Source organism: Pseudomonas sp. Pseusp11, assembly GCF_047304405.1.
Lineage (GTDB): Bacteria > Pseudomonadota > Gammaproteobacteria > Pseudomonadales > Pseudomonadaceae > Aquipseudomonas.
Genome location: NZ_JBGLZF010000071.1, coordinates 1 through 19426 on the forward strand (window position 1 = coordinate 1; position 19426 = coordinate 19426).

15 protein-coding genes and 1 tRNA gene are annotated in these 19426 nt (G+C 59.9%); 4 read left to right on the forward strand and 12 right to left on the reverse strand.

Features of this window, described 5'->3' with window-relative positions; genetic code table 11:
* Positions 1-178: 178 nt before the first annotated feature.
* Positions 179-625, reverse strand: a complete 447-nt coding sequence (gene azu / locus ACCC96_RS29140) for an azurin (RefSeq protein WP_019650679.1) — start codon at positions 623-625, stop codon at positions 179-181.
* Positions 626-970: 345 nt separating this feature from the next.
* Between azu and ACCC96_RS29145 the strand changes: the two genes are divergently transcribed.
* Both ACCC96_RS29145 and ACCC96_RS29150 read left to right on the forward strand, forming a co-directional pair.
* The gene (locus ACCC96_RS29145; RefSeq protein WP_413697620.1) at positions 971-1558 is read left to right on the forward strand and encodes a TIGR00730 family Rossman fold protein; all 588 of its coding nucleotides are present in this window, start codon (positions 971-973) and stop codon (positions 1556-1558) included.
* A 68-nt stretch (positions 1559-1626) separates the two neighbouring features.
* On the forward strand, positions 1627-1818 hold the full coding sequence (locus tag ACCC96_RS29150; protein ID WP_413697621.1) for a hypothetical protein: 192 nt from the start codon (positions 1627-1629) through the stop codon (positions 1816-1818).
* Between the two features lie 129 nt (positions 1819-1947).
* On the opposite strand, the gene ACCC96_RS29155 is transcribed toward ACCC96_RS29150, so the two are convergent.
* From ACCC96_RS29155 to rnr, 11 genes are all read right to left on the reverse strand, one after another.
* The gene (locus ACCC96_RS29155; RefSeq protein WP_019650681.1) at positions 1948-2838 is read right to left on the reverse strand and encodes a transglutaminase family protein; all 891 of its coding nucleotides are present in this window, start codon (positions 2836-2838) and stop codon (positions 1948-1950) included.
* Complete coding sequence (locus ACCC96_RS29160; RefSeq protein ID WP_413697622.1) at positions 2838-5324, reverse strand: circularly permuted type 2 ATP-grasp protein; 2487 nt, start codon at positions 5322-5324, stop codon at positions 2838-2840. The genes ACCC96_RS29155 and ACCC96_RS29160 overlap by 1 nt, the downstream gene beginning before the upstream one ends.
* A gap of 88 nt (positions 5325-5412) precedes the next feature.
* On the reverse strand, positions 5413-8688 hold the full coding sequence (locus ACCC96_RS29165; RefSeq protein WP_258672202.1) for a DUF2126 domain-containing protein: 3276 nt from the start codon (positions 8686-8688) through the stop codon (positions 5413-5415).
* 344 nt (positions 8689-9032) lie between these two features.
* Entirely contained in the window at positions 9033-11336 is a 2304-nt protein-coding gene (locus ACCC96_RS29170) for a YgiQ family radical SAM protein (RefSeq protein WP_413697623.1), read from the reverse strand.
* A 286-nt stretch (positions 11337-11622) separates the two neighbouring features.
* Positions 11623-13020 carry a replicative DNA helicase gene (gene dnaB, locus ACCC96_RS29175; protein ID WP_019650685.1) on the reverse strand — a complete coding sequence of 466 codons (1398 nt, stop codon included), beginning with the start codon at positions 13018-13020 and terminating at the stop codon, positions 11623-11625.
* Between the two features lie 136 nt (positions 13021-13156).
* Positions 13157-13603 (reverse strand): 50S ribosomal protein L9, encoded by a 447-nt coding sequence (gene rplI, locus ACCC96_RS29180; RefSeq protein ID WP_007939577.1) that lies wholly within the window; start codon positions 13601-13603, stop codon positions 13157-13159.
* A gap of 19 nt (positions 13604-13622) precedes the next feature.
* Positions 13623-14516 (reverse strand): hypothetical protein, encoded by an 894-nt coding sequence (locus ACCC96_RS29185; RefSeq protein ID WP_111455423.1) that lies wholly within the window; start codon positions 14514-14516, stop codon positions 13623-13625.
* A 36-nt stretch (positions 14517-14552) separates the two neighbouring features.
* The gene (rpsR, locus tag ACCC96_RS29190) at positions 14553-14783 is read right to left on the reverse strand and encodes a 30S ribosomal protein S18 (protein WP_002551829.1); all 231 of its coding nucleotides are present in this window, start codon (positions 14781-14783) and stop codon (positions 14553-14555) included.
* Positions 14784-14811: 28 nt separating this feature from the next.
* A complete protein-coding gene (rpsF, locus tag ACCC96_RS29195; protein ID WP_007939579.1) occupies positions 14812-15234 on the reverse strand; it encodes a 30S ribosomal protein S6 in 423 nt (140 codons plus the stop codon).
* 234 nt (positions 15235-15468) lie between these two features.
* Positions 15469-16236, reverse strand: coding sequence for a 23S rRNA (guanosine(2251)-2'-O)-methyltransferase RlmB (rlmB, locus tag ACCC96_RS29200; RefSeq protein ID WP_018928494.1), 768 nt, complete (start codon positions 16234-16236; stop codon positions 15469-15471).
* The gene (rnr, locus tag ACCC96_RS29205; protein ID WP_413697624.1) at positions 16233-18872 is read right to left on the reverse strand and encodes a ribonuclease R; all 2640 of its coding nucleotides are present in this window, start codon (positions 18870-18872) and stop codon (positions 16233-16235) included. The genes rlmB and rnr overlap by 4 nt, the downstream gene beginning before the upstream one ends.
* A gap of 226 nt (positions 18873-19098) precedes the next feature.
* Here rnr and ACCC96_RS29210 point away from each other — a divergent pair.
* Together ACCC96_RS29210 and ACCC96_RS29215 are read left to right on the forward strand one after the other, a co-directional pair.
* Positions 19099-19185 (forward strand) — tRNA-Leu (locus tag ACCC96_RS29210).
* The coding region (locus ACCC96_RS29215; RefSeq protein ID WP_413697625.1) for a hypothetical protein at positions 19156-19426 on the forward strand (271 nt) is incomplete at its 3' end. The genes ACCC96_RS29210 and ACCC96_RS29215, both read left to right, overlap by 30 nt.

A 19426-nucleotide genomic window follows, 5' to 3' on the forward strand; every position in this document is an offset into this window, starting at 1 on the left:
TTTTGGCGCTCACTTTTAAACGTTGGTGGTTTTTTTTTTATTTTCATATTAAAAAAAAAAAAAAAATTTCCGCCGCCCCGCTTAACTCGACAGCTCCTACAAGGATTCGGGTTGGTCAAAGAATGAGCACAAAAAAAAAGCGTCCCAGGTGGACGCTTTTTTTATGCGTTTGAATCGATTACTTCAGGGTAACCGTGCCTTTCATCATCGAGATGTGGCCCGGGAACGAGCAGAAGAAGCCGTATTTTTCGGCTGCATTGAGCTTCGACACATCGAACGTCACAGAATCCTTTTCGCCAGCGCCAATGACTTTGGTGTGAGCGATGACGCGGGTATCACCTTCTTTCAGGTAATTCTTGTCGATGCCAGCCGACAGTCCGTCGGTGGCGATCGGCTGCATGTCAGCCTCTTTGCTGATCACCAGGTTATGGCCCATGACGTTTTTCGGCAGGCTGCCGGAGTGGGTCAGTTCAACGGTGAAGGTCTTGCAGCTTTTGTCGATTTCAATGGCCTTGGTGTTGAAGGACATCTGATCGGTGGAGTCGATGGTCGTTTTGCACTCAGCAGCCATCAATTGGCTGCTGGCCAGTGTCAGCAGGGATACCGCAACAAGTTTGGCAAACATGGTGAATCTCCAAGGCAGGGTTAACAAAAGTGCGAATGGACAGAAGACTGCCTGAAATCTTCGCAAGTTCCTATGACCTGAATCAAAAATTGTATACAACTTTCGGGCTATGACACCCATCGAAACAATCTACCAGCCAGACGTCTGGGACGGCCCTATCATCAGCGCCATCATTACTCACCTGGAGCGCCTGTCATGTCTTTCAGCAGCTTGTTGAGCAGTTTGTTGGCCGCCTACGCCTGTGGCGCCAGTGGCACTTACGAAACACCTGAACGCGCGGTTTAACCCTTGGAACGATGCGAGCCTGCCTTTACTCTGTGGTCCTGGTTGACCATGGAGTAAGGCATGTCTTTAACGTCCGTTTGTGTATTTTGCGGTGCCAGCACCGGCACCAATCCGGCTTATCGTGAAGCGGCTGTCGCCCTGGGGCGAGCATTGGCCGAGCGCAAGCTGACCCTGGTCTATGGCGGCGGCGCTGTCGGGCTGATGGGGATTGTGGCTGATGCCGCACTCGCGGCCGGTGGCGAAGTGATCGGGATCATTCCGCAGAGCCTCAAGGACAAGGAAATCGGCCACAGCAGCCTGACCCGCCTGGAAGTGGTCGACGGCATGCATGCGCGCAAGGCACGAATGGCCGAGCTCAGCGATGCGTTCATCGCCCTGCCCGGCGGCCTGGGCACGCTGGAAGAGTTGTTCGAAGTCTGGACCTGGGGCCAGCTCGGTTATCACGGCAAACCGCTGGGCTTGCTGGAAGTGAACGGTTTCTACAGCAAGTTGACGTCTTTTCTCGATCATATCGTCGGCGAAGGCTTCGTTCGCGGGCAGCACCGTGACATGCTGCAAATGAGCGAATCACCGCAAACCCTGCTCGATGCACTGGACGCCTGGCAACCCTCGGTACCGCCAAAATGGACCGAGCAAAAACCCAGCTAACGGCTCGGTGCCGATACAGGGCAGAATATGTGCCGCTCAACCTCACCTTCGACCCCAGAGGATCGCCCATGGCTAAACCTAATTATTCCTTCGCCAAACGTCAGAGAGACTTGGCCAAGGAGCAGAAGAAAGAGGAAAAGCTTCAGCGCAAGAAAGCTACAGCTGAAGAAGAAGCAGCAGCACTGAACCCGGATGCAGAAGGTGAAGTGGCGGCAGAAGATGATGTTGAAGCATCGAAAGATCAGGCGCCCGACGCCTGAGACCCTCAGGGCCCGATGATCTGATCAGGCCCACCGGATCTGTGTCCAGGGTCAGCAACGATGTTGCTGGCCCTCACAGGCCAATTTGAAACCCTCCTCCAAAAAACACATTCCCGCATGGGGTCTGCGCTATTCCAATGGCATCACTGTCACCCGAACTTCGGGATCATGGCTGCCACCGCCCAGAATCACCCCGCGCAACGGCGACACATCGGAAAAATCCCGGCCCCAGGCCAGGGTGATGTGCTCCAGCGCCGGTTGCACATTGTTGGTCGGGTCAAAATCCACCCAACCCAGCACCGGGCAAAACACCGACACCCACGCATGCGACGCATCGGCGCCGATCAGCCGTGGCTGGCCCGGTGGGGGCTGTGTCAGCAGATAGCCGCTGACGTACCGCGCCGCCAACCCACGGGAGCGCAGGCAAGCGAGCATCAAATGCGCGAAGTCCTGGCAAACCCCACGACGCCTCTCCAGCACTTCCACCAACGGCGTCGCCACTTGGGTCGCCTCGGCGTCGAAGGTGAACTCGCTGAAGATCTTCTCCATCAACGCTTGAACACCCAGCAGCAATGGCCGGCCAGCAGGAAAGCAACTTTCGGAGAACTCGACGAAACTGCGCTTCAAATGCACGTAGGGCGATTCGAACCGATAACGGCAGGCTTCCAGCAACGCAGGCGAGAGTGGCTGACTGCTGTAGGTCAGCGCGTTGCAGGTCGCTTCCCAGGCCGGTGATTGATTGAAGTCCAGTGACGGCCGTTCCAGCACTTCGACGGTGAGCCGAGCGTTGACCAGCAATTCATCGTGGGGGCGCTCGAACGCCAACCGGGTCAGCGGATTGCCGAACACATCCAGCTCATCCCGGCGTGAAGTCGGCTGGGGACTGATCTGCAACTGCTGTTCGGTGCAGCGCTGCCAGGCACAGGCGCGCGGCCACAGATGCGCCAGTTGCTGGGCCAGGGACACCGGGCTGTCGTAGTGATAATGGGTGTCGTGGAAAATCTGGTAATGGGCACTCATCAGACGGACACCGTGCGCTGGCTGACATCATCGACATGGGCGAAATGGCGCAAGGCCAGGCGATCCGACACCTGTCCGCTGGCATCGGCGATCTCTTGCAGCAGATCCGCCAGCCCCTCTACGGCGGCGTGAACACTGGCCTCGCCGAACAGCGAGTTCTCCAGGCAGCCCAGATCGAAGTGCGCCAGCCGCTCCACCAACTGCAGCAGACCTGTTTCGCGCGGCGCGCCGAAGTCGTCGTTCAAGCGCTTCAACGTACGGGTCACCAGTTTCAACTGGAACAGCACCGCGTGCGGGTTCTGGTCATCGAGCAGCAACAGGTCGAGCACCGGGATCAATTGCGCCACCGCCAGGTACCGCGAGCGGTAGGTGATGCCGCTGTTACCCAGCTCCAGCAGCCATTCCAGCCCGGCCTGATCGAAAGCCCCGGCGCCGCGCAAAAACGCCGCCAGACTGCCGCTGAGAAATTGCAGCCGTTCGATTCGCCGACCGATCATCAGGAAACGCCAGCCCTCATCCCGGGTCATGTCGTCGAGGGCAAAGCCGGACAGCGCCGCCAGCGACATCACCAATCGGTTGAGGAAGTCCAGCAACTCGCCGAAATCCGGCTCTTCGGTTTCCAGCCCCATAGCCTCGCGCTGCAACTCCACCAGCGCTTGCCAGTTCTCTCGCGAGAGCTTGCCGCGTACTTGCGAAGCCGCCCACTGCAAACGCTGCAGATTGGAACGCAGGCTGAACGGCCAATCATCGCCGAGCAGCGCCGCCAGCAATCGTTCCGGCAACTCACCCTCCTCCGGCAACAGATTCAGGCGTTCACCGAGATCGACCGCCGCCTCCAGGGCTTGCGGGTCATCGCCATCGACATAGCGCGCGAGCATGACCCTCAGTAGCCGCGCGCTGTCATCGCAGCGCTCGCAGTAACGGCCGAACCAGAACAGATTCTCGACCACCCGCGATGGCAGATACGGATCACGGCGCACCAGATCGTGAACGCCAATGTTGCGCTGGGCTTTCCATTGTTCGCCGCTGGGCGGGTGATCGCCCAATACCCAGGTGTCCTTGCTCGCACCGCCGCGCTGCATCGACACCGCTTCGGCATCGGCCTCGGCGGCAACCCGGGTCAGGCCACCGGACAGCACTCGATAACCCTCCCGACTGGCCACCGCATACACGCGCATGCCGATGGCTCGCGGTTGCAACTGTCCGCCTTCGGCCTGCCAGATCGGCGCCTGGGACAGTTGCGCCAATTCTTGCGCAACATAGGCATAAGGCCGTGCCTGCATGCGATCGGCCAGAGCCTGGCGCTGTTTTTCACTCAAATCACGCCCAAACACCGGTGCGAAGCTCTGCGACGGAAACGCTGGCTTGATCAACAGTTCCGGCAGTTTTTCCAGGGCCTGGGCAAGCACCGGCGCTTCGCCGCACCACCAGGTTGCGATGGACGGCAGGATCAACTCTTCGCCGAACAGGAATTGATTGATTTTCGGCAGGAAGCCCAGCAAACCCGGCGACTCCAGCACACCGCTGCCGAGGGCGTTGGCCACCAGCACCCGGCCCTGACGCACCGCTTCGAGCAGCCCCGGCACGCCAAGGGCCGAGTCGGTGCGCAGCTCCAGCGGGTCGCAGAAATCATCGTCGAGCCGACGCATGATCGCGTGAACCCGGCGCAGGCCGCTCAAGGTCTTCAGGTACACCGTGGCATCGCGGACGGTCAGATCGCCGCCTTCCACCAGTGGATAACCGAGCTGACGAGCCAGGTACAAGTGCTCGAAATAGCTTTCGTTGAAACGCCCCGGTGTCAGCAGGACCACCAGTGGCGCTTCATCATCGCTCGGCGCCTGCCGGGCGAGTGTTTCCTGAAGTGTGCGGAAGAACCCGGACAGATGCCGCACCTTCAAGTCGCGGTACAACTCGGGGAAGGCTCGGGACACGATGGTGCGGTTTTCCAGGGCGTAACCGGCACCGGATGGCGCTTGAGTGCGGTCGGCGGTCACCCACCAGCGACCGTCAGGCGTGCGCGCCAAGTCCACGGCATACAGATGCAGAAAAGCCCCGTCGGGCGGTGCAATGCCTTGGCAAGGCCAGAGGAAGTTGTTATGACCGAACACCAGTTCAGCCGGCAGCAGGCCTTCGGCGATCAAACGTTGAGGACCGTACAGGTCCGCCAGCACAGCATTGAGCAAACGCGCCCGTTGAGCGATCCCGGCCGATAACTGCTGCCACTCATCGGCTGCAATCACATGAGGCAACAAATCCAGCTCCCACGGCCGATCGGCGCCCTTGGGGTCGGCGTAGACATTGTAGGTCACGCCGTTTTCCTGAATCTGTCGGGTCAGCAGCGCCTGACGCTGCACCAGTTGCGCTGGCGTGCTGCGTTGCAATTGATCGAACAGCCGCCGCCAGTGCGGGCGCACGGCGCCGCTGTTGTCGAGCAGTTCGTGATAGGTGCCCGCGGTCAACGGGTAGCGGTCAAGCAGGTCAGGCATGGAAAGCTCGGCAGACAGCAAAGAACGGTCAGACTAACGCAGGCTCATGACGCCCGGATAGACGAAAAATCCGAGCGTCGCGTACGGTTTAAAAACGTCGTAAATCGAGCGTCATCGGCAGCTCGTCGTTGATTTCCAGATTCGGTATCGGAAGTTTCCCTGGCGAGTGTCCGACGCGGAAGAAACGCGCCATCCGCCGGCTCTCGGCCTCATTGGCGTTCACCGGCAGGCTGTCGTAGTTGCGCCCGCCCGGATGGGCGACGTGGTACTGACAACCGCCCAGCGAGCGCCCCATCCAGGTGTCGAGCAAGTCGAACACCAGCGGTGCGTGGACCGGGATAGTCGGTTGCAGACAGTTGTACGGTTGCCAGGCACGGAAACGTACACCGGCGACGAACTCGCCGACCCGACCGGTAGGTTGTAACGGCACCGGGATGCCATTGCAGGTCAGCAGATAACGTTGCGGCGCCAACCCCGTCAGCTTGACCTGCAAACGTTCCAGGGACGAATCCACATAACGCACCGTACCGCCCGCGCTGCCCTCTTCGCCCAACACATGCCAGGGCTCCAGCGCCTGACGCAATTCCAGCTCGATGCCGCTGACGGCGTAGTCGCCGACCTTGGGAAAACGGAACTCCAGATGCGCCGCGAACCACTCTGCCCGCACCGGATAACCGGCGGCATTCAGGTCGACGATCACATCGGCGAAATCCTGCTCGATAAAGTGCGGCAGCAGGAACCGGTCGTGCAGTTCGGTGCCCCAGCGCGCCAGTTTCGGCGGCGCATAAGGCTCGCGCCAGAACCGCGCCACCAGCGCCCGCAACAACAACTGCTGAGCCAGGCTCATGCGTGCATGGGGCGGCATTTCAAAGGCTCGCAGTTCCAGCAAGCCGAGGCGTCCGGTGGCGCCGTCCGGTGAATAGAGCTTGTCGATGCAGAACTCGGCGCGGTGGGTGTTGCCGGTCACGTCGATCAGCAAATTGCGAAGCAAGCGATCCACCAGCCATGGCGGGCATTCTTCGCCTGGCGTCGGCATCTGGGCGAAGGCGATTTCCAGCTCATACAGCGAATCATTGCGCGCTTCGTCCACCCGCGGTGCCTGGGATGTCGGACCGATGAACAGCCCGGAAAACAGGTAGGACAGGGATGGGTGGTTATGCCAGTAGCTGATCAGGCTGCGCAGCAGGTCAGGACGGCGCAGAAACGGTGAGTCAGCCGGGGTCGCGCCACCCAGGACGAAATGGTTGCCGCCGCCGGTGCCGGTGTGCCGGCCATCGATCATGAACTTCTCGGTGGTCAGCCGGGTCTGGCGCGCCTCTTCATAAAGAAACTCGGTGCGTTCCACCAACTCGTCCCAGGTGGCGGACGGCTGGACGTTGACCTCGATCACGCCCGGATCCGGGGTAATGCGGAAGTTGCTCAGGCGCGGATCGCTCGGCGGTTCATAGCCTTCCAGCAATACCGGGCAATGCAGTTCCTCGGCGGTGGCTTCGATGGCGGCGACCAGCTCCAGGTAGTCCTCGACCCGCTCCAGTGGCGGCATGAACAGGTACAACCGACCTTCACGTGCTTCGGCGCAGAACGCGGTGCGGGTCAGCCAGTCGGCGGACTGGTCGATCTCGGGTACACGTTCGTCGGCCGTTTTCGGTTGAGCGTGATTCTGTAGCTGCTCGGTGTCCGGCAGCGCCGGGAAATCCTGATTCGGGTCCGTGGGGTGAATGAACGGGTACTCCGCGGCTTTCACCCAAGGCTGCGAACCGAGCGGCAAGCGATACCCCAGTGGCGAATCCCCCGGCACCAACCGGCAGTGTTCCTCGCGCAGGTACCAGCGACCGCTCTGCCATTGATCGCCCTTGGCGGTGCGCGCCAGCGGCAGGACCTGACCGATGACCTTGTCCAGGCCTTGACTGAAGACTTTGCGCAGGCGCGCACGCTCCAAAGGTTCTTCCAGGCGTGAGTCTTCAGCGCTGACGTTCTGCGGTAAGGCGCCTTCACGCCAGAGGTAATAGAAATTGTCTTCGTAGGCCGGGAACACGAAGCGTGTCGGAATTTTCAAGCGTTCGGCGACGCTCGCCAGAAAACGCCCGGCCAGTTCACCATCGGCGCCGTAATCTTCCTGCTCATCGGCAATCAGCGCGCTGTTATGCCAGATCGGCACGCCATCGCGGCGCCAATAGCAGTTCAGCGACCAGCGCGGCAGTTGCTCGCCGGGGTACCACTTGCCCTGACCGAAATGCACCAGGCCCTTGGGCGCGTAATGCTTGCGCATGCGCTGGAACAGTTCGGCGGAGAGGCGCCGCTTGTCTGGCCCGAGCGCGGCGGTGTTCCACTCGGCGCCGTCCGGGTCATCGATGGAAACGAACGTCGGCTCGCCGCCCATGGTCAGGCGCACGTCGCCTTCGAGCAAATCAGCATCAATCTGCCGGCCCAACGCCTGAATCGCCAGCCATTGGTCTTCGGTGTAGGGTTTGGTAACCCTTGGCGCTTCCCAAATCCGCTCGACCGACATTTCGTGGGTGAATTCGCACTCGCACGGTTCCACCAAACCACTGATCGGCGCCGCAGAGGACGGGTCGGGGCTGCACGCCAACGGAATGTGTCCTTCACCGGCAAACAACCCCGAGGTCGCGTCCAGGCCGATCCAACCTGCACCGGGCAAATAGACTTCGCACCAGGCATGCAGGTCAGTGAAATCCACTTCAGTGCCAGAGGGACCGTCGAGGCTTTTGACGTCGGCGGTCAGTTGAATCAGGTAACCGGAAACGAATCGCGCAGCCAGGCCGAGGTTGCGCAGCAATTGCACCAGCAACCACGCCGAGTCGCGGCAGGAGCCGGAGGCATGCTCGAGGGTGTATTCCGGGGTCTGTACGCCCGGCTCCATACGAATCAGGTAACCGATGTCTTCGCTCAGGCGCTGGTTGAGCGCGACGAGGAAATCCACGCTGGGCAGCGGCGTGCGGTCGATGCCGTCCAGATAGGCCTTGAATGTCGGCGTCAGGGGCAAGGTTTCCAGGTACGGCGCCAGCTCTTTGCGCTCATCCGCTGCATAGGCGAAAGGGATCTTCTCGGCGTAGGGCTCGAGGAAGAAGTCGAAGGGATTGAAGACCGCCATCTCGGCCAGCAGGTCGACTTCGATCCGCAGCTCATCGGTTTTCTCCGGGAACACCAACCGCGCCAGGTAATTACCCTGAGGGTCTTGCTGCCAGTTGATGAAGTGCTGCTCGGGCGAGACTTTCAACGCATAGGACAGTATCCGCGTGCGGCTGTGGGCGGCCGGGCGCAGGCGAACGATCTGCGGACCGAGCTCGACGGCGCGGTCGTAGCGGTAATGCGTGACGTGATGCAATGCGACATGAATCGACACGGCGTGCCTCCTGCGAGCCTTAAACTTATAGGAAAGCGCGCAAGACTTATGCCAGACAGCGGCGTTGGCGCTTTCTCCAATTGCTTGAGGCAGTACAGCACCAAAATCGGGCGATGCGGGAAATTGGTTTGGCGCAGTTGCACGCAAATGTGGCGAGGACGTGAATGTACGCGGTCTCTGTGGCGAGGGAGCTTGCTCCCGCTGGGGCGCGCAGCGGCCCTAAAAAACTGACGACTGCTTCGCAGCCGAACGGGAGCAAGCTCCCTCGCCACAATGAGATTCGTTGTTCCTGAAACGCAGAACGCCAACCCGAAGGTTGGCGTTCTGTTCAGCTCAAGCGACGTTTAGCGCGGTACAACCGGCTTTCGCGCAGGCTTCGGCCCCTTGCCTTTGGCCGCGTCCTTGCGCTCCTTGGCCGCCTGCTGGTTGCGGGCAAATGCCGCCGCCTTGGCCTGTTCACGCTTGTCCCACGGGTTGCCGCCATCGCTGGCACGCGGTGGCAGACCAGTGTGCTGGGTCAGGATCTTGGTGGTCGTTTCCTTGGCCACTTTGTGGCTGCCAACCGGCGTCGAGTTCTTGCGACGGGCGCTCTGGTAGCTGTCGGTCGCTGGCTGATGCAACGGGATCAACTGGTTCTTGCCCGGCCCGATCAGGTCGGCGCGGCCCATGCGGGTCAGCGCTTCACGCAGCATCGGCCAGCCTTTCGGGTCGTGATAACGCAAGAACGCTTTGTGCAGGCGACGCTGCTCTTCGCTCTTGACGATGGTCACGCCGTCACTCTTGTAAGTGACCTTGCGCAGCGGGTTCTTGCCCGAGTGGTACATCGCGGTGGCGGTGGCCATCGGCGACGGGTAGAACGCCTGCACCTGGTCGGCACGGAAACCGTTGCCCTTGAGCCACAGGGCCAGGTTCATCATGTCTTCGTCGGTGGTGCCCGGGTGAGCGGCGATGAAGTACGGAATCAGGTACTGCTCTTTCCCGGCTTCCTTGGTGTACTTCTCGAACATGCGCTTGAACTTGTCATAGCTGCCGATGCCCGGTTTCATCATCTGGTTGAGCGGACCTTCCTCGGTGTGTTCCGGGGCGATCTTCAGGTAACCACCAACGTGGTGGGTCACCAGCTCCTTGACGTACTCCGGCGACTCGACCGCGAGGTCGTAGCGCAGGCCAGAGGCGATCAGGATCTTCTTCACGCCTGGCAAGGCACGGGCGCTGCGATAGAGCTGGATCAGCGACGAGTGATCGGTATTGAGATTCGGGCAAATGCCAGGGAACACGCATGAAGGCTTGCGGCACGCGGATTCGATTTCCGGGGTCTTGCAGGCGATGCGGTACATGTTCGCGGTCGGGCCGCCGAGGTCGGAAATGACGCCGGTGAAGCCCGGGACCTTGTCGCGGATCTCTTCGATTTCGCGAATGATCGACTCTTCAGAACGGTTCTGGATGATCCGGCCTTCGTGCTCGGTGATCGAGCAGAAGGTGCAGCCGCCGAAGCAGCCACGCATGATGTTCACCGAGAAACGGATCATCTCGTAGGCCGGGATCTTTTCCTTGCCGTACGCCGGGTGCGGAACGCGCGCGTAAGGCATGCCGAACACGTAGTCCATTTCTTCGGTGGTCATCGGAATCGGCGGCGGGTTGAACCAGACGTCTACTTCGCCATGCTTCTGCACCAGTGCACGGGCATTACCCGGGTTGGTTTCCAGGTGCAGCACGCGGTTGGCGTGAGCGTAAAGCACCGCATCGCCACGGACTTTTTCAACCGATGGCAGACGAATGACGGTCTTGTCGCGAGTCATTTTCGGGCTGGCCAGGATCTGTACGACCTTGGCTTCTTCCGGATCTTCGACCGGTCCCTTTTCCTGCTCGATTGCGCAAGCCTGAGTGTCTTGGGTGTTCACGTACGGGTTGATGATCTTGTCGATCTTGCCCGGACGGTCGATGCGCGTGGAGTCGACTTCGTACCAGCCTTGCGGCGTATCACGACGAATGAACGCGGTACCGCGAACATCGGTGATGTCTTCGATCTTGTGACCGTAGGACAGGCGCTGGGCGACTTCGACGATCGCACGCTCGGCGTTGCCGTAGAGCAGGATGTCGGCGCAGGCGTCGATCAGGATCGAGTTGCGCACCCGATCCTGCCAGTAATCGTAGTGGGCGATGCGGCGCAGGGAGGCTTCGATGCCGCCGAGCACAATCGGTACGTGCTTGTAGGCTTCCTTGCAGCGCTGGCTGTAAACCAGACTCGCGCGGTCCGGACGTTTGCCCGCCAGGCCACCGGGGGTGTAGGCGTCGTCGGAACGGATTTTCTTGTCGGCGGTGTAGCGGTTGATCATCGAGTCCATGTTGCCGGCCGCGACACCGAAAAACAGGTTCGGCTCGCCGAGCTTCATGAAGTCGTCTTTGGACTGCCAGTTCGGCTGCGCGATGATCCCGACGCGGAAGCCCTGGGCCTCCAGCAGCCGGCCGATGATCGCCATGCCGAACGACGGATGGTCGACGTAGGCATCACCGGTGACGATGATGATGTCGCAGGAATCCCAGCCGAGCTGATCCATCTCCTCCCTGCTCATGGGCAGGAATGGCGCTGGCCCGAAACATTCGGCCCAGTACTTGGGATAGTCAAATAACGGCTTGGCTGCTTGCATGTCGATAACCGGTGTTGGCTTTCATTGAATTTCGCGGGCGCGGAATATAGCACAAATTTTGACCAATTCCGACGGCTATGGTCGGAAATCGGTGGAGCTGTTTTCGCAAAAATCCCGGGGCTACATATAACCCTTGTGGCGAGGGGGCTTGCCCCCGTTGGGCTGCGAAGCGGCCCCCATAGTTTATCTGTGATACCGCAAATTCAGGATCTACAACTGCTTCGCAGCCGAACGGGGCGGTGCGGCGCTCCGACAAGCCCCCTCACCACAGAAGCCCTCGCCACAGTTATTCATCGTCGTCGAAGTTGTAGCTACCCGGCGCCAGGTTTTCAAATCGGGTGTATTTGCCGATGAAGGCCAGGCGGATAAAGCCGATCGGGCCGTTCCGCTGCTTGCCGATGATGATTTCGGCAATGCCTTTGTGTTCGGTTTCCGGGTGATACACCTCGTCCCGGTAAACGAACATGATCACGTCGGCGTCCTGCTCGATCGCTCCCGATTCCCGCAAGTCGGAGTTCACCGGACGCTTGTTCGGGCGTTGTTCCAGGGAACGGTTGAGCTGGGACAGTGCCACCACCGGGCAGTTGAATTCCTTGGCCAGGGCTTTCAGGGACCGGGAGATCTCGGAAATCTCGTTGGTCCGGTTGTCACCACTGGACCCCGGGATCTGCATCAGTTGCAGGTAGTCGATCATGATCAGACCGATCTCACCGTGCTCACGCACCAGACGACGGGTCCGGGCGCGCATTTCCGAGGGGCTGATACCCGCCGTGTCGTCGATGAACAACTTGCGATCATTGAGCAGGTTGACCGCCGACGTCAGGCGTGGCCAGTCGTCGTCTTCCAGGCGACCGGCCCGGACCTTGGTCTGGTCGATACGACCGAGGGACGACAGCATACGCATGATCAGCGATTCGCCTGGCATCTCGAGGGAGTAAACCAGGACAGCCTTCTCGCTGCGTAGCACGGCGTTTTCCACCAGGTTCATCGCAAAGGTGGTTTTACCCATGGACGGACGGCCGGCGACGATGATCAGGTCGGCCGGTTGCAGGCCACTGGTCTTCTCGTCGAGGTCGGTGTAACCGGTGGACAGGCCGGTGATCGAGTTATCGGTGTTGAACAAGGTGTCGATGCGGTCGATGGCCTTGGTCAGCAGGTCGTTGACGCTGACCGGGCCGCCGGTTTTCGGACGGGCCTCGGCGATCTGGAAGATCTGCCGTTCAGCCTCGTCGAGAATCTCGGCGGCGGTGCGGCCTTCAGGGTTGAAAGCGCTGTCGGCGATTTCGGTACTGATGCCGATCAACTGGCGCAGGGTTGCCCGCTCGCGAACGATCTGGGCATAGGCCTTGATGTTGGCGACGGACGGCGTGTTTTTTGCCAGTTCGCCAAGGTAACCGAGACCGCCGACCTGGGATGTCTGACCTTCCTTGTCCAATTGCTCGGCCAGGGTCACGACGTCGATCGGCTGGTTCTGGTCCGCCAGTTTGGCGATGGCCCGGAAGATCAGGCGGTGGTCATGCCGATAGAAATCGCCGTCGGAGACTTGATCGAGCACGCGCTCCCAGGCGTTGTTGTCCAGCATCAGACCACCGAGCACGGCCTGTTCGGCCTCGATGGAATGCGGCGGCACCTTCAGGGCAGCGGTTTGCAGATCGTATTGCTCGGGAGCGGAGATATCGTTCATGGCCACTTGGTTTATTCAGGAAAAGCAGGAGTTGTGAAAATCAGGAACTGCAGAAAGACAAAGGGCACGACCTGTAAACAGGATCGTGCCCGATGTTACCGGCAAGCACCCGAGGGTGCCAGCCGACAAGTACTGCTTAAGCTGCTACCACGACAACGCGTACGGTGGCTTCAACTTCGGCGTGCAGGTGCACGGCTACGTCGAATTCGCCTACGTTGCGGATGGTGCCGTTCGGCAGACGAACTTCGCTTTTTGCAACTTCAACGCCAGAGGCGGTCAGTGCATCAGCGATGTCGTGGGTGCCGATCGAACCGAACAGCTTGCCTTCGTCACCAGCGGTGGCAGTGATAGTCACTTCCAGCTCAGCCAGTTGGGCGGCGCGGCTTTCAGCCGATGCTTTACGGTCTGCTGCGGCTTTTTCCAGCTCAGCGCGACGCTCTTCGAACGCAGCCAGGTTGGCTGGGGTCGCAGCGGTAGCTTTGCCGTATGGCAGCAGGTAGTTACGACCGTAACCAGCCTTAACGTTCACTTTGTCACCCAGGTTGCCCAGGTTGGTGACTTTTTCCAGAAGGATCAGTTGCATGTGAAAATCCTCTTAACTTTTAACCTTCACCGTTCGCGCTATCGGCATCTTTCGGTGCCGAACGACCGCGAAAATCAATCAGGCTGTCGACGATGGCCAGAACCACCAGCAACGGATAGATCAGCTGCATGAACAGCAACAGCGTGACGTACAACCCCACCAGCCAGAATTTGGCCAGTCGCTTTTGCGCCACCAGCCCGTGAATCAGGGCCAGTCCGGCGAACACCAGCGGTACGCTGCACAACGGCGTCAACATGGCCATCTGCGGGCCAAGATTTGGCCCCAGAAGCATTAACGCCAGCAGCAACATCGCCGGTCCCAGCGGGATTCGGATGGCGCGAAACTCGCGACCAAAACCACCCGGGTTGTACAACAACGCCTGCCAGTAGCGCCCGACAATCAGGCTCAGCACACTGACGATTTGCAACAAAGCCGCAATCAGGCCGGTCAGGACCGGTGCAATCAGGGACGCAAAGCGCGCTTGCTCGTCTACCGACAATTGCTGGTAGACCTCACCGAGTAGCGACGGCATGACTTTTATCAAAGCCTGCGCCAGCATCTCGATCTGGGGCGCAAAAGCCGCCCCCAGCACCACTGAAAACACCAATCCCATCGCTATGCTGACCAGCAGCACGCGGCTCCAGGACTCGCTTGCGCGCAAAACCAACGCAAGGCTCGAAGACCCCAGCAGCACCAGAAGTGCCCGTGGGTCGTCGAAGAAAAGCCACCAGATCAACGCCGGCAGCAGTCCCAGAGCAAGTACGCCAACGGCGTCCTTCAATCCGCGCCGCAGGAGCACAAGGCATCCAGCGGCAGCACCCAACCAATACAACAACGGCAATGTTGCGCATCCGGCCACTACCAGAGTGGCCTGCATACGGCCGCGCATGATGAACTCAGCTAAGGCGCGCATGCATTCAATCCTTTGCTACGTGTCGACTGCCCGGTCTCAGCGGCCGTGGCTGTCGGTGTAGGCCAGCAGGGCCAGGAAGCGGGCGCGCTTGATAGCGGTGGCCAGCTGACGCTGATAACGTGCTTTGGTACCGGTGATGCGGCTTGGAACGATTTTGCCGGTCTCGGATACGTAAGCTTTCAGAGTGTTGAGATCTTTGTAATCGATCTCTTTCACGTCTTCAGCGGTGAAGCGGCAGAATTTACGACGACGGAAGAAACGTGCCATGTAATAGGCTCCTCAAAAGGTCCGTGGATTACTCGTCAGCGTTATCGCTGTTGTCGCTGTCATCACTGTCAACGCCTTCAGCGTCGGAGTGCTCAGGACGGTCGCGACGCTCACGGCGCTCACTGCGGTTTTCTTCAGCCTTGAGCATCTCGGATTGGCCGGTAACGGCTTCTTCGCGACGGATGACCAGGTTACGGATCACTGCATCGTTGTAGCGGAAGTTGTCTTCCAGCTCGGCCAGGGCCTTGCCAGTGCACTCAACGTTCAGCATCACGTAGTGAGCCTTGTGAACATTGTTGATTGCGTAGGCCAGTTGACGACGGCCCCAATCTTCCAGACGGTGGATTTTGCCGCCGTCTTCTTCGATCAGCTTGGTGTAACGCTCAACCATGCCGCCGACTTGCTCGCTTTGATCCGGGTGGACCAAAAAGATGATTTCGTAATGACGCATGAATGCTCCTTACGGGTTGTAGCCTGCCGCTCAAAAGCGGTCAGACAAGGAGTGAATGACACTTATGGACTTGCTCGCGATAGACACATGCGTGCCTGCCGTCACAGCAAGGGGCGCAATTGTAGAGAAGGGTCGAGGGAGGTGCAAGGCAATTGGTGATTATTTGAACAATCACTTCGACTGGAAAGCCGAACACTTGCAGGAGCCGCCTGCGGCGGCTCCTGCAAAGGAGTGTCAGGACTTTTTGGCGGTCCCGGCGGCTTTGACGCCACGCTGGCGCAGCGCTTCGAACAGGCAGACGCCGGTGGCGACGGACACGTTGAGGCTGCTGACGCTGCCAGCCATCGGCAGGCGCACCAAATAGTCGCAAAGATCGCGAGTCAGGCGGCGCATACCGCTACCTTCGGCCCCCATGATCAGGATGGTCGGGCCCGTCAGGTCCTGTTGATACAGATCCTGTTCAGCCTCGCCCGCCGTACCGACGACCCACAAGCCGCGCTGCTTGAGTTTTTCCAGGGTGCGCGCCAGGTTGGTCACGGCGACCAACGGAATCACTTCCGCCGCGCCACAAGCAACTTTTCGAACCGTCGGGGTCAGCGTGGCTGATTTGTCCTTCGGCACGATCACCGCCAGCGCGCCGGCCGCATCGGCCGAACGCAGGCAAGCGCCGAGGTTGTGCGGATCGGTCACGCCGTCGAGCACCAGCAGCAACGGTGCGCCTTCAGTGCGATCGAGCAACTCGTCGAGCATGGCCTCGCCCCAGACCTGGCTCGGACTCACGTCCGCCACCACGCCCTGGTGCACGCCCTCAACCCAGGCATCCAGCTCGCGACGCTCAGCCTGACCGACGGCCACGCGATTTTCGGCTGCGAGCTCGATCAGCGTCTGAACCCGCGGATCACTGCGGCCTTCAGCCAGCCAGATCTGCTTGACGCGTTTTGGGTGGTGACGCAGTAACGCTTCTACCGCGTGCACGCCGTAGATCTTTTCCAACTGACTCATGACTTGGCCTTAGGTTTACGCGCCCCGCCGCTTCTGGCGGCTGGAGCGGAACCCGCTTTTGGCGGGCCTTTACGGTGTTTACTTGGCTTGGCTGGTTTGCCGCCGGAGGCCTTGTCAGGCGCCGACCGCCCGGTCTTTCCCCCAGACGCCGCTTTACCGCCGCTTTTCGCTTCAGACAGCAATGCCTGTTTCATTTCACGACTTTTGCGCAACTCGGCATTTTTTGCCGCGGCATCGCTCGGACGATAGGCCTCGACGGCCTTTTCCTTGGCAGGACGACGCCCGGCTTTGGCCAGTGCCGGCTCGGCAGCCGATTTTGTAGCAGCGGCAGCAGGCACCGTGGTTTCAGTGCCGCGCTTTTTGCGACCGATCGGCGCGCTGATGGTTTTTTCGGCCATCTCGAAGTCGATCTTGCGCTCGTCGAGGTCGACGCGCATCACGCGCACTTCAACGGTGTCGCCCAGGCGGAAGCTACGACCGGTACGCTCACCGGCGAGGCGGTGGTGTACAGGATCGAAGTGGTAGTAGTCGCCCGGCAGCGCGGTGACGTGCACCAGGCCTTCGACATAAATATCGGTCAGTTCGACGAACAGGCCGAAACCGGTCACGGCGGTGATCACACCCGGGAACGATTCGCCCACGCGGTCTTTCATGAACTCGCACTTGAGCCAGTTCACTACGTCGCGGGTGGCTTCGTCGGCACGGCGCTCGCTCATCGAGCACTGCTCGCCGAGCTGCTCCAGGATCGCTTCGTCGTATGGATAGATCCGCGCTTTCGGAATAGTCATCGCACCGGCACGGCGAACGTGCGGGGTGTCCATTTTCGAATGGATAACGCTGCGAATCGCCCGGTGCGTGAGCAAGTCCGGGTAGCGGCGAATCGGCGAAGTGAAGTGGGTATAGGCTTCGTAATTCAGGCCGAAGTGGCCCTGGTTATCGGCGCTGTACACCGCCTGGCTCAACGAGCGCAGCATGACGGTCTGGATCAGGTGGAAATCCGGACGGTCCTTGATGCCCGCGAGCAAAGCCTGGTAATCCTTCGGCGACGGGCCGTCCTTGCCTTTGTGCAGGGACAGGCCGAGCTCGCCGAGGAAGGCGCGCAGTTTTTCCAGACGCTCCGGTGGCGGACCGTCGTGGACGCGATACAACGCAGGGATTTCGTGCTTTTTCAGGAATTCGGCGGTGGCCACGTTGGCCGCCAGCATGCATTCCTCAATCAGCTTGTGAGCATCGTTGCGAATGGTCGGACGGATTTCGGCAATCTTGCGCTCGGAGCCGAAGATGATCCGGGTTTCCTGGGTTTCGAAATCGATCGCGCCACGCACGTGACGGGCCGCCAGCAGAACCTTGTACAGCGCGTACAGCTGCTTGAGGTGCGGCAGAACGTTGGTGTATTCACCACGCAGCTGACGCGCTTCGGTGACTTTTGGCGTCTCCAGCATGGTGCTGACCTTGTTGTAGGTCAGGCGGGCATGGGAGTGAATCACCGCTTCGTAGAAGCAGTAGTCGGTCATCTCGCCGGATTTGGAGATAGTCATCTCGCAAACCATGGCCAGGCGATCGACGTGCGGGTTCAGCGAGCACAGGCCGTTGGACAACTGCTCAGGCAGCATCGGCACCACGCGCTCGGGGAAGTACACCGAGTTGCCGCGAACCTGGGATTCGTTATCCAGCGCCGAACCGATTTTCACATAGCTGGAAACGTCAGCGATCGCCACGTACAACTTCCAGCCACCGGAGAACAGGCGCAGCTTGCCCGGCTTGGCTTCGCAGTAGACCGCGTCATCGAAGTCACGCGCATCTTCGCCGTCGATGGTCACGAACGGCAGATGACGCAAGTCGATGCGCTTCTCTTTGTCTTTCTCTTCGACTTCAGGCTTGAGCTTGGCGGCTTCTTTCAAGACCGCTTCAGGCCAGACGTGCGGAATATCGTAGGTGCGCAGGGCAACATCGATTTCCATGCCCGGCGCCATGTAGTTGCCCACGACCTCGACCACGTCGCCTTGCGGCTGGAAGCGTGGCGTCGGCCAGTGAGTGATCTTCACTTCGACGAACTGACCGATCTGCGCGTTGGCGTTGCGACCTGGCGTCACCAGCACTTCTTGTTGGATCTTCGGATTGTCCGCGACGACGAAACCGATACCGCCCTCTTCGAAGTAACGACCGACGATGCTCTCGTGGGCACGGGACACCACTTCGACAATCATGCCTTCGCGGCGACCGCGACGGTCGAGGCCGGAAACACGGGCCAGGGCACGGTCGCCATCGAACACCAGGCGCATTTGCGCCGGGCTCATGAACAGGTCGTCACTGCCGTCGTCCGGGACCAGGAAGCCGAAACCGTCACGGTGACCGCTGATGCGGCCCAGGATCAGGTCAAGCTTGTCCACCGGCGCATAAGTGCCGCGACGGGTATAGATCAGTTGAGCGTCGCGCTCCATGGCGCGCAGGCGGCGGCGCAGGGCTTCGATCTGGTCTTCTGTGGTCAGACCAAACTCTTCGACCAGTTGCTCGCGGTTAGCAGGCGAACCTCGATCAGCAAGGTGCTGAAGGATCAGTTCGCGGCTAGGAATAGGGTTTTCATATTTTTCCGCTTCACGAGCGGCCTCGGGATCGAGGGACTGCCAATCGGCCATTAGAGAGTTTTCACCTTGTCTATATGCGGGTTAGTTTGGCATAGGCGTAATGAAACGGGAAATTTCAGGCTATGACAGCCCATCTAAAGCCCTTTATCGACACCGCGAAGCTGATTTGAATGCCGCCGGTAAAATTTTCCAGGTTTTTTTGATGACAGGGGTTTACAGTTAAAAAGACGCTCCGTATAGTGCGCGCCATCGACGACGCACTAGCGCTGCCGATACTGCCCAGATGGTGAAATTGGTAGACACGCCAGCTTCAGGTGCTGGTGACCGCAAGGTCGTGGAAGTTCGAGTCTTCTTCTGGGCACCAATTTCGAGCTTGAGATTAGATCAATTTCAAGGCTCACACAAAAACCCGCGAAAGCGGGTTTTTGCATTCCAGGCTTCTGAATTATTAAAATTAAATCAGGGGTTTACAGATCAAAATGCTCTCCGTATAGTGCGCCACATCGACAGCGGCAACGCTGAAGATCATGCCCAGATGGTGAAATTGGTAGACACGCCAGCTTCAGGTGCTGGTGACCGCAAGGTCGTGGAAGTTCGAGTCTTCT

Excerpts from the sequence above, each read along its gene's own strand:
- azu (WP_019650679.1), bottom strand. The coding sequence starts at position 625 with ATGTTTGCCAAACTTGTTGCGGTATCCCTGCTGACACTGGCCAGCAGC.
- dnaB (WP_019650685.1), bottom strand. The coding sequence starts at position 13,020 with ATGAACGATATCTCCGCTCCCGAGCAATACGATCTGCAAACCGCTGCC.
- ACCC96_RS29155 (WP_019650681.1), bottom strand. The coding sequence starts at position 2,838 with ATGAGTGCCCATTACCAGATTTTCCACGACACCCATTATCACTACGAC.
- rplI (WP_007939577.1), bottom strand. The coding sequence starts at position 13,603 with ATGCAACTGATCCTTCTGGAAAAAGTCACCAACCTGGGCAACCTGGGT.
- ACCC96_RS29145 (WP_413697620.1), top strand. The coding sequence starts at position 971 with ATGTCTTTAACGTCCGTTTGTGTATTTTGCGGTGCCAGCACCGGCACC.
- rnr (WP_413697624.1), bottom strand. The coding sequence starts at position 18,872 with ATGGCCGATTGGCAGTCCCTCGATCCCGAGGCCGCTCGTGAAGCGGAA.
- ACCC96_RS29150 (WP_413697621.1), top strand. The coding sequence starts at position 1,627 with ATGGCTAAACCTAATTATTCCTTCGCCAAACGTCAGAGAGACTTGGCC.
- ACCC96_RS29185 (WP_111455423.1), bottom strand. The coding sequence starts at position 14,516 with ATGCGCGCCTTAGCTGAGTTCATCATGCGCGGCCGTATGCAGGCCACT.
- ACCC96_RS29160 (WP_413697622.1), bottom strand. The coding sequence starts at position 5,324 with ATGCCTGACCTGCTTGACCGCTACCCGTTGACCGCGGGCACCTATCAC.
- rpsF (WP_007939579.1), bottom strand. The coding sequence starts at position 15,234 with ATGCGTCATTACGAAATCATCTTTTTGGTCCACCCGGATCAAAGCGAG.
- ACCC96_RS29170 (WP_413697623.1), bottom strand. The coding sequence starts at position 11,336 with ATGCAAGCAGCCAAGCCGTTATTTGACTATCCCAAGTACTGGGCCGAA.
- rlmB (WP_018928494.1), bottom strand. The coding sequence starts at position 16,236 with ATGAGTCAGTTGGAAAAGATCTACGGCGTGCACGCGGTAGAAGCGTTA.
- rpsR (WP_002551829.1), bottom strand. The coding sequence starts at position 14,783 with ATGGCACGTTTCTTCCGTCGTCGTAAATTCTGCCGCTTCACCGCTGAA.